General features: G+C 71.1%; 13 protein-coding genes. 3 read left to right on the forward strand and 10 right to left on the reverse strand.

Annotated elements, in window-relative coordinates; all coding sequences use genetic code 11:
* Nucleotides 1–14 precede the first annotated feature (14 nt).
* A complete protein-coding gene (locus ACWDLG_RS20500; protein ID WP_449922037.1) occupies nucleotides 15–464 on the reverse strand; it encodes a MarR family winged helix-turn-helix transcriptional regulator in 450 nt (149 codons plus the stop codon).
* Between the two features lie 56 nt (nucleotides 465–520).
* Here ACWDLG_RS20500 and ACWDLG_RS20505 point away from each other — a divergent pair, with 56 nt between their 5' ends.
* The gene (locus tag ACWDLG_RS20505; RefSeq protein ID WP_449922039.1) at nucleotides 521–1315 is read left to right on the forward strand and encodes an alpha/beta fold hydrolase; all 795 of its coding nucleotides are present in this window, start codon (nucleotides 521–523) and stop codon (nucleotides 1313–1315) included.
* A 54-nt stretch (nucleotides 1316–1369) separates the two neighbouring features.
* On the opposite strand, the gene ACWDLG_RS20510 is transcribed toward ACWDLG_RS20505, so the two are convergent.
* From ACWDLG_RS20510 to ACWDLG_RS20535, 6 genes are read right to left on the reverse strand one after another with little or no spacing between them, the layout of a single operon-like run.
* Entirely contained in the window at nucleotides 1370–2590 is a 1221-nt protein-coding gene (locus ACWDLG_RS20510; protein WP_354909294.1) for an enolase C-terminal domain-like protein, read from the reverse strand.
* Nucleotides 2587–5580: a glycoside hydrolase family 38 N-terminal domain-containing protein gene (locus ACWDLG_RS20515; RefSeq protein WP_449922041.1), complete on the reverse strand. Its 2994-nt coding sequence runs from the start codon at nucleotides 5578–5580 to the stop codon at nucleotides 2587–2589. The genes ACWDLG_RS20510 and ACWDLG_RS20515 overlap by 4 nt, the downstream gene beginning before the upstream one ends.
* Nucleotides 5577–6389 carry a carbohydrate ABC transporter permease gene (locus tag ACWDLG_RS20520; RefSeq protein ID WP_449922043.1) on the reverse strand — a complete coding sequence of 271 codons (813 nt, stop codon included), beginning with the start codon at nucleotides 6387–6389 and terminating at the stop codon, nucleotides 5577–5579. The genes ACWDLG_RS20515 and ACWDLG_RS20520 overlap by 4 nt, the downstream gene beginning before the upstream one ends.
* A complete protein-coding gene (locus ACWDLG_RS20525; RefSeq protein WP_449922045.1) occupies nucleotides 6386–7234 on the reverse strand; it encodes a carbohydrate ABC transporter permease in 849 nt (282 codons plus the stop codon). The genes ACWDLG_RS20520 and ACWDLG_RS20525 overlap by 4 nt, the downstream gene beginning before the upstream one ends.
* Entirely contained in the window at nucleotides 7231–8460 is a 1230-nt protein-coding gene (locus ACWDLG_RS20530; protein WP_449922047.1) for an ABC transporter substrate-binding protein, read from the reverse strand. Before ACWDLG_RS20530 ends, ACWDLG_RS20525 begins: the two co-directional genes overlap by 4 nt.
* A gap of 15 nt (nucleotides 8461–8475) precedes the next feature.
* Entirely contained in the window at nucleotides 8476–9153 is a 678-nt protein-coding gene (locus ACWDLG_RS20535; protein ID WP_449922048.1) for a FadR/GntR family transcriptional regulator, read from the reverse strand.
* Nucleotides 9154–9191: 38 nt separating this feature from the next.
* On the opposite strand from ACWDLG_RS20535, the gene ACWDLG_RS20540 reads away from it, so the two are divergent.
* Both ACWDLG_RS20540 and ACWDLG_RS20545 read left to right on the forward strand, forming a co-directional pair.
* A complete protein-coding gene (locus ACWDLG_RS20540) occupies nucleotides 9192–10010 on the forward strand; it encodes an alpha/beta hydrolase (RefSeq protein WP_449922050.1) in 819 nt (272 codons plus the stop codon).
* A gap of 15 nt (nucleotides 10011–10025) precedes the next feature.
* Nucleotides 10026–10292 (forward strand): hypothetical protein, encoded by a 267-nt coding sequence (locus tag ACWDLG_RS20545; RefSeq protein WP_449922052.1) that lies wholly within the window; start codon nucleotides 10026–10028, stop codon nucleotides 10290–10292.
* 24 nt (nucleotides 10293–10316) lie between these two features.
* Here the strand turns inward: ACWDLG_RS20545 and ACWDLG_RS20550 are convergent, their stop codons facing one another.
* The 3 genes from ACWDLG_RS20550 to ACWDLG_RS20560 form a co-directional block, all read right to left on the reverse strand.
* A complete protein-coding gene (locus ACWDLG_RS20550; protein WP_449922054.1) occupies nucleotides 10317–10844 on the reverse strand; it encodes a DUF305 domain-containing protein in 528 nt (175 codons plus the stop codon).
* Nucleotides 10829–11677 (reverse strand): lytic polysaccharide monooxygenase, encoded by an 849-nt coding sequence (locus ACWDLG_RS20555; RefSeq protein ID WP_449922055.1) that lies wholly within the window; start codon nucleotides 11675–11677, stop codon nucleotides 10829–10831. Before ACWDLG_RS20555 ends, ACWDLG_RS20550 begins: the two co-directional genes overlap by 16 nt.
* Before the next feature lie 406 nt (nucleotides 11678–12083).
* Complete coding sequence (locus tag ACWDLG_RS20560) at nucleotides 12084–13061, reverse strand: NAD(P)/FAD-dependent oxidoreductase (protein ID WP_449922056.1); 978 nt, start codon at nucleotides 13059–13061, stop codon at nucleotides 12084–12086.
* Nucleotides 13062–13226 lie beyond the last annotated feature (165 nt).

The following is a 13226-nucleotide window of genomic DNA, read 5'->3' on the forward strand; positions in this document are numbered from 1 at the left end:
CGCCGGGGTTCGACTCACCGCAGCCTGGTCACCGCGCCGGGCGTCAGCCGACCGGCGAGCTGCTCGAGCAGCGCGATCACCTCGCCGATCTCGCCGGGGTCCGTGGTGCCGAGTGCCGCGGCGAGCGGGCCGTCGATCGGCGTGGACCGCACCCGCGTCACCCTGTCCGACAGGGCCGGCGCGGGTGTGATCACCTGACGCCTGCGGTCGGCCGGGTCGGGCGCGGTGACGACGGCGCCCGCCTCCTTCAGCCGGGCGACGGCGGCCGACACCGCGCTCTGCGGCAGCCCGGTGCGGGCGGCGACCTCCCCGACCGTGGTCTCGGGGTGCGCGCGCAGGTCGCTGACCACGATCAGCACCGTGCGCACGCTCGTGGTCCGCGGGCCGATCCCCTCGGTCGGCATGGACTCCTCGCCGATCTTCATCAGCGTACGGCCCAGCAGGAACAGCTCCACTCCGTTCATGTCCCCAGACTACATCAGACTTGATGCATCAAATTTGATGCTTTATGGTGAGAGCCATGACGAACCACATCCACGTCGAGGTCAGGGGCGACGGCCCGGTGCTGCTGCTGTCGCAGAGCGGCGAGGGCGACGCCGACAGGGGCAAGGACCTGGTCGACCGGCTGGTCGGCGACTTCACCGTCGTCACCTACGACCGCAGGGGGCTCTCGCGCAGCGCGCTCGACGACCCCGCCGTCACGATCTCCATGGCCGAGCACGCCGAGGACGTCCACCGGATCCTCGCGGAGGTGACCGACCAGCCGGCGGCCATGCTCGGCTGCAGCTTCGGCGCCGCGCTCGGGCTCCACCTGGCCGCCAGGCATCCCGAGCAGATCCACACCCTCATCGCGCACGAGCCCGTCGCGCCGTGGCTGCTGCCCGGCGACCTCATGGAACGTCACGTGCGGGAGCTGGCCGAGGTCCAGGAGGTCTTCGAGCGCGAGGGGCTCGTGCCCGCCGTCAAGCTGGTGGCCGAGGTGCTCGGCATCGACCCCGGCAGCGACGACAAGGAGCCGGACCTCACGCCGTTCCCCATGACGCCGCAGCGGGTCGCCAACTTCACGCACTTCCTGCGCCACGACCTCACCGCGATCAGGGAGGATCGGCTCGACCCCGAGGCGCTGCGCCGCTCACCCGTGCGGATCGTCCCCGTCGCCGGCCGTACGACGCCGCGGGGGGTGTTCGACTACCGGTGCGCCGAGGAGCTGGCCGCGCTCGTGGGCGCCGAGCTGGAGGTGCTGCCCGGCGGCCACAACGGCAACCTGACCCATCCGCGCGCGTACGCGGACGGGATCAGGCGGCTGCTCGGCTGAGGGCTGAGGTCGCTCAGGTCGCTCAGGTCGCTCAGGTCGCTGAGGTCGCTGAGGTCACGGCCCCGCGGCCGGGTCGGCGAAGCGCTCGTTCGGCACCTGGGCGTACCACCCGGGCCTGCCGGGGTCGCGGTCGTAGGGGTAGCCGCCCAGCTCGGCATAGAGCTCGGCGTAGCGGGCCAGCCGTTCCCTGTCCAGCCGCACCCCCAGCCCTGGCCCGTCCGGTACGGCGATGCGCCCGTCCCGGTAGGCCAGCTTCCCTCCGGCGATGACGTCGTCGACGAGGTGGTGGTAGTGCGCGTCGGCCGCGTAGGTGAGGTTGGGCAGCACGGCGCCCAGGTGCAGCATGGTCGCCAGCTGGATGCCCAGCTCGCCCGAGGAGTGCACGGCCACGCCGAGCTGGAACGTCTCGCACACCGCCGCCGCCTTCACGCACGGCCTGACGCCGCCCCAGAAGGTGGTGTCGAGCAGCACGACGTCGGCGCCCCGCCGCAGCACGTTGGCGGCCAGTTGCTCGAAGTTCACCACGACGGTGTTCGTCGCGAGGGGCACGGAGACCCGCTCGCGGATCAGCCGCAACCCTTCCAGCCCGAGGACCGGGTCCTCCAGGTAGTCGTTGTCGAGGTCCTCGATCGCCCTGCCGAAGCGCAGCCCCTCCGCCATGGACAGCACCGCGTTCGGGTCGTAGCGCAGCCGGTCGCCGGGGAAGGCGGCGGCCAGCGCCCGGTAGCACTCCAGCTCGTAGTCGGGCGGGAACACCCCGCCCTTGAGCTTGTGGACGGTGAAGCCGTGCGCCCGCTTCAGCGCCCTGGCGTGCTCGACGAGCTGGTCGGGCGTGCGCACCTCGGGCGCCGCGTCGCCCTGGTAGCGGAAGAACAGGTAGGAGGCGAACGGCACCGACTCCCTGAGCCTCCCGCCGAGCAGGTCGTGGACGGGCACGCCGAGCTGCTGGCCGATCAGGTCGAGGCAGGCGAACTCCAGCGCGGCCAGCAGCTGGGTGCGGTTGTTGTAGAGCGAGGCCGTCGGGTTGGCGATCTTGAAGCGGAGCGCCTCGAGCTGGAAGGGGTCGTGGCCGGACAGGTAGTCGAGCAGGCCGCGGAAGGCGGCGGCGGCGCCCTCTCCCCCGCCGCCCATCTCGCCCAGCCCGATCAGCCCGTTGTCGGCCTCGACCTCGACGATGGTCCTGACGAACCTGCCCCAGTGGGCGCCGTTGCTGTGCCGCAGCGGCGCTTCGAGCGGGACGGCCACCGTGGTGGCCCTGATGTCAACGATCTTCACAGCATCCCCCGAACGGCGGCCACCCCGCAGGCGGGCAGCCGTACCTTGACCTGCTCGTCGTGGACCTGCAGCGGCGTCCCGCCGACCGTGGCCGCGCGCAGGCCGCGCAGCCTCACGGTGGCCTCGACCTCGGTCGCGGCCAGCGACTGGAGCCGCATGACGACCCCCTCGGCGGTACGGCCGAGCGAGGTGATGTGGACCTCCGGATGGTCCACGGTCGCGAAGACGCCCTCCGCGCCGGGCCGCGCCGTCCCCGTGGCGAGGATGCCGAGGAACGGGTCGGTGAGCCCGGCGGCGGCCAGCGGGCCGAGCACCCTGCTCGTCATGGTCGAGGAGGAGGTGACCGCGTAACGGAAGGTCGTCTCCCCCTGTTGCTGGGTGGGGAAGTTCGTGTCCCAGATGTTGTTGAGCGCCCAGGAGTAGATCGTGCCCGGCTCCTCGGCGAGCGTGGCGGGGAAGGGCGCGTAGGGCATGTGGATGGTGCCGAGCTGCACCAGCGGCGCCTCGAGCGTCGCCCACGCCACCGACAGCTCCGGGTCGTCGAAGGCCATCCAGTGCCTGATCGGCAGCATGTAGGCGGCCGAGCCCGGCACGCTCGGACCGCCGCCGACACCCCCGGTCAGCTCCCAGGCCGCGGGCGGTCCGGCGCAGGCGAACGGGAAGGCCAGGAAGACCGCCTCCTTGGCCGGAGTGCCCTGCTTGGCCAGCCGGTAGGTCAGATCGACCCGCGGCACCCCGTCGTAGAGCTCGATCGTCGTGCGCACCCAGTCGACGCCCTTGGCCTGCAGCTCGACGACCAGCTTCTCGCCGATCGCGGTGCGCTCGGCCTTGACGACGGCGGCGTGACGGCCGATCGCCCGGTCGCCGAGCAGCGTCCTGTCGTGCGCGCCGACATGCCCGGACATGTGGTTGAAGTGGGGGGCGGTGGCGTAGCGGTCGTAGACGTACTGCCCGAACCCGGCGGCGGCGTCGGCGTTGACCAGGTCCCTGCCGGCCCGCTTGTCGAAGATCGAGCGGATGTACGCTTCCTTGATGTCGTAGCCGACGCGGTAGAACTCGTTCTCGATCGTCTCGCCGGTCTCCCTGGTCGTGACGGCCTCGCCCGGCCTGATCGACAGGAACGCGTAGCCGTACCCGGGAAGGTCGCCGACGACCGCGCTGACGTGCCGGCCGATCGGCCTGGTCGGCCAGTCGACGGGGTGGACGACCTCCTCGTGGTGCGGGACCCGCTCGCCGGTCCGCTCGTCCACCAGCGCGATCGGCTCGTCCAGCGGCACCACGTCGCGCGGCAGGAAGGCCCGCACCACGTCCGTGCGGCGCTGCGTGCCGGGGTTCACGACGACGAAGCCCCTGCCGCCGAAGGTCCTGCCGAACCTGCGCATGCCCGCCTGCAGCAGGTCGGCGGAGTCGTCCTGCGCGTCGTAGGCGCCGGCGGACTTGCGCGTCCACTGCAGCCCGCCCGAGTCGCCCGCCTCCTCGGCGTCCTCCCACGGGTTGGCCGCGCCCCAGGTGTGCTCGTTGAACAGCGCCACCTTGTCGTAGGCCAGATCGACCTGCTCGGTCGCGTCCGCGCCCGCCAGGGTGTGCAGCGTCTCGGCGGCCCGCAGCGCGCTCTGCGCCCGTCGCACGTAGCCGAGCGGGCGCGCGCCCGAACCCAGCCCGTCGGCCCACCAGTCGGTCCAGTCGCCCTCGTGGACGGCCAGCCGGTCGTGATAGCGCTCCTCGACGTGTGCGAAGAAGTCGCTGTTGACGGCCGAGCGCAGGTGGGGGTAGGCCCATCTGGTGTTCCACTCGCGCACGATCGAGGCGGGCACGATCGAGGGGCCCGCGTTGTCCGCGTGCGCCCCCTGCACCCTCAGGTGCAGGGCGTCCAGCGCGTACGGCTCCCGCTCCGCGTCCGGCCCCTGCCAGCCGAACGTGCCGGGGCCGTACGGGTAGCCCCGCCCGGCCAGCGCGCACAGGTAGCGCGGCAGCAGGTCGTCGGCCAGCTCGAAGGAGTCGGCGAGGCCGACCGTGTTGCCCTCCATGTAGGCCATGCCGTGCGGCGTGTCGGTGAACCAGACCAGCAGCTCGTTGCCGCTGGGCGCCCGCCACCGGAACGGCCGCGTGAGCTTGTCGCCGCCGTGCAGGTACGGCACCGACCGCCCGGCCCAGTTGTGGGCGGCCGCCAGGTAGCGCACGCCCACCGAGTTCAGCGCGTCGATCAGCCCGACGACCGCGCCCGGCACGTCGGTGTGCATCGCCGAGCGGGCGGGCAGCTCCTCGGTGAAGCGCAGCTGCCGGTACAGCTCCTCGGTCGAGCACGCCTCGGTGTGCAGCTGGAACGGCAGGGCGGTCACCTCGATCAGCCCGTCACGCATCCGCTCCTTGAAGGCCGCGACCAGGTCGCGGGGGCGGGCGGCGAGCCAGCGCAGCGCGGGCATCGACGACTCCACCGTCCATCGGAACCTCGCGTCGTCGGGCCAGTCCGCGCTCTCCTCGGTCAGCCGCAGCGCCGCGTCCAGATAGTCGAGGTGGTGGCGCAGCACGGTGCCCTGCGGATCGGTGTAGCCGATGTCGAGATGCGAGTGGTGGACGACGAAGACGTCCCAGTGGCGCTGCGGCGTGACGGTGACCAGCGCCTGGCCGATCACGCCCTCGCCGTCGCGCAGCTCCAGGGTGAGGTCGCGCGGCCGGGTCACCTCGGGCACGAGCAGCGTCACGTCGGCGCCCTCGGCCCTGTCCACCACGCCGTCCGCCGCCCCGTCCCCCGTGCGGTCGTCCGCGCTGTCCGGATCGGCCAGGACGTGTTCCAGGTGGGCGGGCACCAGGCCGGTCACCGACACCCTGACCGCCTGGCGGCCGTCGTGGGTGATCAGCGGCAGCACCGAGACCCGTGCCTCCAGGCCCCGCACGGAGATCACCGGTGTCGAGGTGTCCTCGCGCAACGCCTGCCGTATGCCGTCATAGTCGGGGGAACCAAGGCTCGGCTGCAGCAGCCGGCTCGTCATGACAGACCTCCTAGGGCGAGTCCACGGGCGAACATCCGCTGGGTGACCACGAACAGCACCACCGTGGGCAGTGACACGACCAGCCCCGCCGCCAGGCCGACGGGCACCGGCGTGCCCGCGTAGACGTCGGTCAGCAGGCCTGCCAGCGCGGTCATCACCGGCCGCACCTCGGCGGTCTGCGACAGCGTCAGCCCGAACAGCAGGTCGTTCCAGATGAAGGTGAAGTTGAGGATGAACACAGCGGCGAGCGCGCCGGCGGCCAGCGGCAGGTAGACGCGGAAGAAGACACGCAGGGTGGACGCGCCGTCCATCCTGGCCGCCTCGAAGATCGAGAAGGCCACGCCGGAGAAGAAGTTGCGCAGCACGAAGGCCGACAGCGGCACGCTGATCGCCGTGTAGACGATGATCATCCCGAGCCGGGTGTCGTAGAGCCCCGCGTCGCTGTAGCCGACGAAGAGCGGGACGAGCAGCATCTGCGACGGGAAGATCGTGCCGCCGAAGATGACCATGAACCAGAGGAAGCCGTGGCGCAGCCGCAGCACGACGATCGTGTACCCCGCCATCGCGCCGATCAGCACCCCGAGCGCGGGGGAGACGACGCTGTAGAGGGCGGTACTTGCCAGGCTCTGGCCGAGGTCCGCCCGGTTCCACGCCTGGAGGAAGTTCTGGATCAGGGCGACGTCGGGCGAGGGGATCCACGCCCGCGAGGGGTCGTAGGTGTCGGCGGGCCGCGCGGCGTTGACGACCAGCAGGTAGGTGGGGCCGAGCCAGATCAGCCCCAGCACGACGAGGACGAACCTCCTGATCATGCGCGCCTCCGCAGATACAGGTACGAGGCGAGGCCCGTGACCACCGTCAGCAGGACGGCGACCGCAGAGCCGTACCCGTATTCGCCGGCCACGAACGTGTCGCGGTACATCGTGACGGCGAGCGTCTCGGAGTTGCGCCCAGGACCGCCCTGTGTCATGACCCACACGATGTCGAAGCTCTTCAGGCTGGCCACCAGCGCGAGCCCGACGACCACGGCGGTCAGCGGCGCCAGCAGCGGCCAGATGACGTGCCGGAACAGCCGCCACCCCGAGGCCCCGTCGAGCCGGGCGGCCTCGATCGGCTCCTTGGGTATCGACTGCAGCCCGACCGCGAACAGCAGCGTGTTGACGCCGAGCTGCTGCCACGTCCAGACCAGCAGCATGGCGATCGTGTTCAGCGGCGCGTCCTGCAGGAAGGCGGTGTCGACGCCGAGCAGCCGGTTGGCGATGCCGTCGTGCGACAGGATCGGGCTCCACACCAGGCCGAGCCCCGCCCCGCTCAGCGCGTAGGGCAGCATGAACGGCACGCGGAACCACGCGCCGCCCCTGATGTCGTACGACAGCACCGCCACCAGCAGTCCGAGGCCGACCGGCAGCACCATCGTGCCCACGACCCAGATCAGCGTGTTGCGGGTCGCGGTGAGCAGCGCGGGATCGTCGAACAGCTTGACGAAGTTCGCCGATCCCGCGAACTCCGGCGGGGCCAGCCCGTCGTAGCGCGTGAGGCTCAGGTAGGCCGTCCAGACGAAGGGCGCGTACAGCAGGCCCGCCACCAGCAGGACCGCCGGGGAGACGTATCCCGCGCGGAACCTGCCGAGCAGCGGAGCCGTCGTCCTCCCTGTCACTGGTGCGTGCTCCAGTACTCGTCGGCCTTCTTCTGGATGTCCTCCAGCACCTGCCGGTAGGTCTCCGGCTTGGCCACGAACAGCCCGAAACCGTCGAGCGCCGCGGCCAGGATCGGCGGTGGCGTGGCCTCGAAGTAGCGGTTGACCAGGCGGTACCCGCCGCTGCCCGCGTCCTTGGTGACCTGCCCCAACGCCTCGCTCTTGATGGTCACCCTCGGGTTTGCGCTGACGTCGCCGCGGGCGGTGGCCCACTTCTCCTGCGCCTGCGCGGTGGTCCACCACTTGAGGTACTTCATGCTCGCCTCGGGATCCGGCGCCTTGGCGAGCGAGCAGAGCGGCCCGCTCTCGAAGATCATCGAGGTCTTGGGCAGGGCCGGATTGACGTTCGGGATGACGAAGAACCCGGCGTCCAGGTTGCGCTGGGTCATGCTGGTGTTGAACCAGGTGCCGAACGACACCATCGCCACCTTCTCGTTCTTCAGCGCGTCGGCGGGGTCGGTCTTGTCACCCGGGTGGCTGAAGTATCCGGCGTCGATGAGCGACTTCCACTTCTCCATCACCTGGACCACGCCGGGGTCGGTGTACTTCGCCTTCCCCGTCGAGAGGCGGTCGTAGAGGTCGGGATCGGTCCCGGCCAGGAGTTGCTCGAACCAGACGAAGGAGAACAGGACGGAGGTGTGGTAGATGGCCTTGATGTCGGCCTTCTTGAGCGTCTCGGCCACCGTGATGAGCTCGTCCCAGGTGGTGGGCGGTTTCAGGCCGTGCGCGTCGAAGATCTTCTTGTTGTAGAACATCCCCCAGTAGGCGACGTTCAGCGGCACGCAGTACTGCCTGCCGTCGACGGTGTAGTAGGTGGCGAGGTCCTGCGACAGGTCGCCGTTCCTGATCGCTTCCTGCCAGACGGCGGTGGTGTCGGCCACCTGCTTCTGCCCGACGATCTCCTTCAGCAGCTCCCCGGTCTGCCAGGTGAACAGGTCGGGCTTGGCGTCGGTGCGGAACGCGGCCTTGATGAAGGCCTGGTAGGTCGGCTCGTCGGTGTAGCCGACCGGTTTCATCGCCAGGCCGATCTGCTGCTTGGACAGGGCGCCCATCTCGGTGAAGTAGGGACTCCACGCGCCCTTGTCGTTGTAGAGGGTCAGCTCCGTCTTGGCCTGGCGGGCGGGGGTGCTCCCGCACGCGGCCAGGAGGAGGAAAGCGGTCATCAGGATGGGGGTTCGCCGGATCATGACCGGCCTCCTGTTCTACATGAGCCTGTGCTCGATCACCGTTTTCACGTCGATCAGGTGGGAACGCATGAGCTCCTCCGCGGCCGCGGCGTCGCCTGCCTCGATCGCCTCGAGGATCGCCAGGTGCTCGTCGTGGTCACGACGCCGGTCGTCGAACAGCCGCAGGATCTCCCGCTGCTCGGAGGCGTGCACGCGCAGCAGGGAGTCGACGACCTCGCCGAGCACGCTGTTGCCCGCCAGCCTGGCCGCCACCCGGTGGAAGGTCATGTTGGCCTCGTGCAGCTCGGCGTCGTCGCCGCGCAGGTGCATGGCCGCCTGGCCGAGCACCTCCCGCAGCTCCTGCGCGCCAGGACGGCCCGCCGCCAGCCCTGCCAGCGGCGGCTCGATGAGGATGCGCGCGTCGAGCAGGTCGAGCAGCTGCCCGCCCGGCATCGCGCGCCTGTTGGGATTGGGCAGCACGACCCGCTCGATGTCCGCGCCGACGTAGAGGCCGGAACCGTGCCGCATCTCGATCGCGCCGGTCGCCTCCAGACGGCGCAGCGCCTCGCGCAGCGTGGGCGTGGTCACGGCGAACCGCTGCGCCAGCTCGCGTGTGGTGGGCAGCCGGTCGCCCGGCTGCAGCCCGCTCTCAGTGATCAGACCGAGAACCTGCTCGGTGAGGACGCCGGAGAGGGAAGGCCGGGCAACCATCATCTAATGATTAGATCACTTATCTCCTGTATTTTCACCTCATGAAGAGAATCGCCGGGGTAGCGGGCGTTCTGGCGCTGCTCGCCCTCCTTGGGGTCGCCGGCGCCGGCTGGTACTACTCCGGCCTGGTCATCGACCCGTCCCACGGCGATTCGTATCCGCTGGAGGTCGTCTCCTACGACGGCACTCGGGTGACCCTGCGCGGGGGCGCCGACACCGACGCCCCCGGCTCGTTCGGCCTGACCTGGGCCGCCGGCAACGCGATCCTCGGCGACGTGGTGGCGCGCGGCCCCGGCACCGTCACCCGCAAGGTCGACACGGTACGGCGGGGCACGCTCCGACCCGGCGTCCGGGCCTACCTGGACAGGTGGATGTGGGGCCACGAGGACCCGCGCTCGGCGGTGGGCGTGCCGTACCAGGAGGTGCGGATCAGGTCCGAGCTGGGCGACTTCCCCGCCTGGCGGACCGAGGGGAACGGCACGACGTGGGTGATCGCCGTCCACGGGCGCAACGCGAACCCGGCCGAGGCGTCCCGCGTCATCCCGGTTTTCCACAGGCTGGGGATGCCGGTGCTGAGCATCACCTACCGCAACGACGAGGGGGTGCCCGCCGGCCCCGACGGCAAGCACCACCTCGGCGCCTCCGAGTGGAAGGAGGTGGCCGCCGCGATCTCCTACGCGCGCGCGTCCGGCGCCACCGGCGTCTACCTGTACGGCTGGTCGATGGGCGGCGCGATCGTGCCGATGGCGGCGCGCATGCTGCCGGACGCGCCGATCAAGGGGCTCATCCTCGACAGCCCCGTCATGGACTGGCGGGCGCCGATCGAGCTGGGAGCCAGGCAGCGGGGGGTGCCGCTGTGACTGGCCTCGGTGGGGATGTCCGTGGTCGAGTGGCGGACCGGGTTGTCGTTCGCCGAGCTGGACCAGGTGGCGCACGCGGCGGACCTCTCGGTGCCGGTGCTGCTGTTCGTGGACGACGACGACCAGACGGTGCCGGTGGGGCCCGCGGTGGAGTTCGCCCGCCTCCGCCCGGACATTGTTCGACTTTTCAGGACATCGGGCGCTGGGCACACGGGCTCCTGGAACGTCTCCCCCACCGCCTACGAGAAGGCCCTGACCGACTTCGTCACCCCGCTCCCCTGAGGGGCACTCGCTCTCGCGCTCTCGTCAGGGCCTGGCGTCCTGGTCGAGGAAGGTCAGCATCTGCTCGATCTGCGCCTGCCGCGACCGCTCCACCTGCCCGGCCCACTCCTTCACCCGCGGGTTCGCCCCGTTGTAGACCTCGACCCGCGCCATCTGGATCGCGTCGTCCTGGTGGGCGATCAGCAGGTTGATCAGGTCCCGCTCGTTCTTCACCGCGGCTATCCGCGCCCGGTCGGTCTCCGGGAGCCCGCCGTGCCCGGCATGGGCGTCGGACGGGGCGGTCAGCGGCTGGTCCCATGCCGACAACCACCTGGTCATCGTGGTGACCTCGGCCGCCTGGGTGCGCTCGATCGCCGCGGCCAGCGTCTTCATCCCGAGGGTGGTGGCCTTGCCGCCCGCCAGCCGTACGATCTCGATGCCCTGCTTGTGGTGCGGGATCATCATCTGCAGGAACATCACGTCGTCGGCGTTGACCTGCTCCTGCGGCTGCTCGCCGCAGCCCGCCCCGAGGAGCAGGGCCGCGGCGAGGGCGGCGATCAGACGCGCTTCCACAGCGCCGGCACGTTGGGCGGCTCCCATCCGGCGATGGCCGTGTGGGCCTGCAGGCACTCGTAGGACAGACCGGCGTACGTCACGCGGTCACCCCCCTTGTAGGCCTTGCCAGCCTGCCACGTCCCCGCGGGCACTGTCGAGGTCGGCGTGGGCGTAGGCGTGGGCGTCGGTGTCGGGGTGGGGGTCGGAGTGGGCGTCGGGGTCGGCGTGCCGCCGCCTCCGCCGAAGTCGACGTCGGAGCAGGTGTAGAAGGCCTCGTTGCTGCCGACGACGCGCTGCCAGATCGAGTAGAGGATGTGGCGGCCGCTGCGCTGCGGCAGGTTGATCGTCCAGTTCGTGAACGTCGTGGGGTTCTGGTTGGTGAACGTGCGGATGTGCACGAGGTCCGACCACTTCAGGGGCATGGTCGGGTTCCACCCGTCACGGGTGATGTAGAACTCGAAGTTGCTGTTGGAGTGGGGTGCGGTGGCGTGGTAGGTGAGCGTGAAGCTGCCAGGTCGCACCGACGTGGCGGGCCAGTCGGCGCGCTGCAGGTCGAGGCCCCGGTACTTCTCGCGTCCCGCGCTGCAGAGCTTCCCGTCGGGGATGAGCTCGCGATGCCGTCCGCCCGCTTCGAGGAGGGAGACCTCGTTCCAGTCGTAGAACGCCTGGGTCCCCCCGGCGGCGACGGCGGCCTTGCAGGCGTCCGACCTGGGCGCCTCCGGCCCTTCGTTCTTACAGACGTAGACGCGGCTCGGCGGGTTGGACATCGTGCCATGTGCGTTGGCGGCGCCGGCGGGGAGGAGGACGAGAGCGGCTGTTCCTGCGGCTAAGGCGGCGGTTCTCTTGTTCACGGGAGCTCCCGGGGGTGTTAACTAACAGGAAACCTTCCTAAGGATTAACTTTGAACGACCCCCCGCGCAAGGGCCCCTGTCAGCAACTTTTCCGTTCTGGCGGTCCCGTCGTCACTTCGAGCGTTCCAGAGTTCGACGGCCCGCGCCGCCGTCGCGAACGGCACGGGGCAGACGGATCCCCGCGCCCTCGCCCAGGGCGCCCACCCCACGCCGGCCGCGCCGCGCCGCGCCGGACCGCGACCGCGACCCGGCCGGACGGGACTGCAGGCGCACGGGACTACGGGCGGGCGGGACCGCGGACGCGACCGCGGACGCGACCATGGGCGCGACTGCGGGCAGGACCGTGAGCGGGACGGCGGGCCGCCCCGCGGGCGGGACGGCGTGTGCTGGCCTTCCGTGTCGCGAGCTACCGCGCCGCGGCTGCCTCCGCCGCCCGGTGGTCCTCGACGGCCCGGTCGACCTCCTCCTCCACCAGGTCGGTGTTGATGGCGATGGCCGCCGCCGAGCCCATGCCCGCCGCCGTGATCACCTGCGCCCGCCGGTCGGCGACGTTCCCGACCGCCCAGACACCGGGCACGCTGGTACGGCCCGAGCCGTCGGTGACCAGCCAGCCGTGCGCGTCCTTCTCGCAGCCCAGGCCGGCCAGCAGCGCGTCGTGCGGCGTCATGCGCGGGGAGACGAACGCCGCGCTCCTCGGCACGACCCGCCCGTCGGCCAGCTCGACCCCGCGCAGCCGGTCACCGTCCACCACCAACCGCTTGATCACGCCCTCGACGACGGGCACCCCGCGGGCGGCCAGCCGTACCCGGTCCTCGTCGGTCAGCTCGAGCGTGTGCGAGAAGAGCACGACATCGCCCGACCACTGGCGCAGCAGCAGCGCATGGTGCAGCGCGCCCGGGTTCGTGCCGAGAACACCGATCGGCTCGTCACGCACCTCGTACCCATGGCAGTACGGGCAGTGCAGCAGGTCCTTGCCCCACCGCTCGCGCACCCCGGGGATGTCCGGCAGCTCGTCGCGCAACCCGGTGGCCACCAGCACCCTGCGGGCCGTCAGCGTCGCCCCGCCGGCCAGCTGGACGGCGAAGCCCGGCTCGACCTGGTCGACCTGGCCGAGCTGATTGACCTGATCGACGCGGCCCTCGACCCACCGCGCGCCGTACCCGGTCACCTCGTCCCTGCCCACCGCGAGCAGGGCCGCGGGGGACATGCCGTCCCTGGACAGGAAGCCCTGCATGTGCGCGGCCGGGGCGTTGCGGGGCTCCCCCGCGTCCACCACGGCCACCCGCCGACGGGCCCTGGACAGCACCAGCGCGGCATTCAGCCCTGCCGCGCCGGCGCCGATCACGATCACGTCGTACTCGGCCTCGTTCGTCATGTGGATCATGGCGATCACCTCCGTACCCAGAGTGCGACCGCGGGCGCCGAAGCCGCAAAATCTGTTGCCGTTTCCGGGACACCTTCGCCTGCGCCACACGCCACGCCCGGACACCGGCCGTTCCTGGCCCCACCCACCCGCCGACCCGGGGCACCGGCCGTTCGTGGCCCCACC

This window comes from Nonomuraea sp. NPDC003727, from assembly GCF_053586935.1.

Coding starts and splice junctions, on each gene's coding strand:
- ACWDLG_RS20500 (WP_449922037.1), bottom strand. CDS start 464: ATGAACGGAGTGGAGCTGTTCCTGCTGGGCCGTACGCTGATGAAGATC.
- ACWDLG_RS20505 (WP_449922039.1), top strand. CDS start 521: ATGACGAACCACATCCACGTCGAGGTCAGGGGCGACGGCCCGGTGCTG.
- ACWDLG_RS20515 (WP_449922041.1), bottom strand. CDS start 5,580: ATGACGAGCCGGCTGCTGCAGCCGAGCCTTGGTTCCCCCGACTATGAC.
- ACWDLG_RS20520 (WP_449922043.1), bottom strand. CDS start 6,389: ATGATCAGGAGGTTCGTCCTCGTCGTGCTGGGGCTGATCTGGCTCGGC.
- ACWDLG_RS20530 (WP_449922047.1), bottom strand. CDS start 8,460: ATGATCCGGCGAACCCCCATCCTGATGACCGCTTTCCTCCTCCTGGCC.
- ACWDLG_RS20535 (WP_449922048.1), bottom strand. CDS start 9,153: ATGATGGTTGCCCGGCCTTCCCTCTCCGGCGTCCTCACCGAGCAGGTT.
- ACWDLG_RS20540 (WP_449922050.1), top strand. CDS start 9,192: ATGAAGAGAATCGCCGGGGTAGCGGGCGTTCTGGCGCTGCTCGCCCTC.
- ACWDLG_RS20545 (WP_449922052.1), top strand. CDS start 10,026: ATGTCCGTGGTCGAGTGGCGGACCGGGTTGTCGTTCGCCGAGCTGGAC.
- ACWDLG_RS20560 (WP_449922056.1), bottom strand. CDS start 13,061: ATGATCCACATGACGAACGAGGCCGAGTACGACGTGATCGTGATCGGC.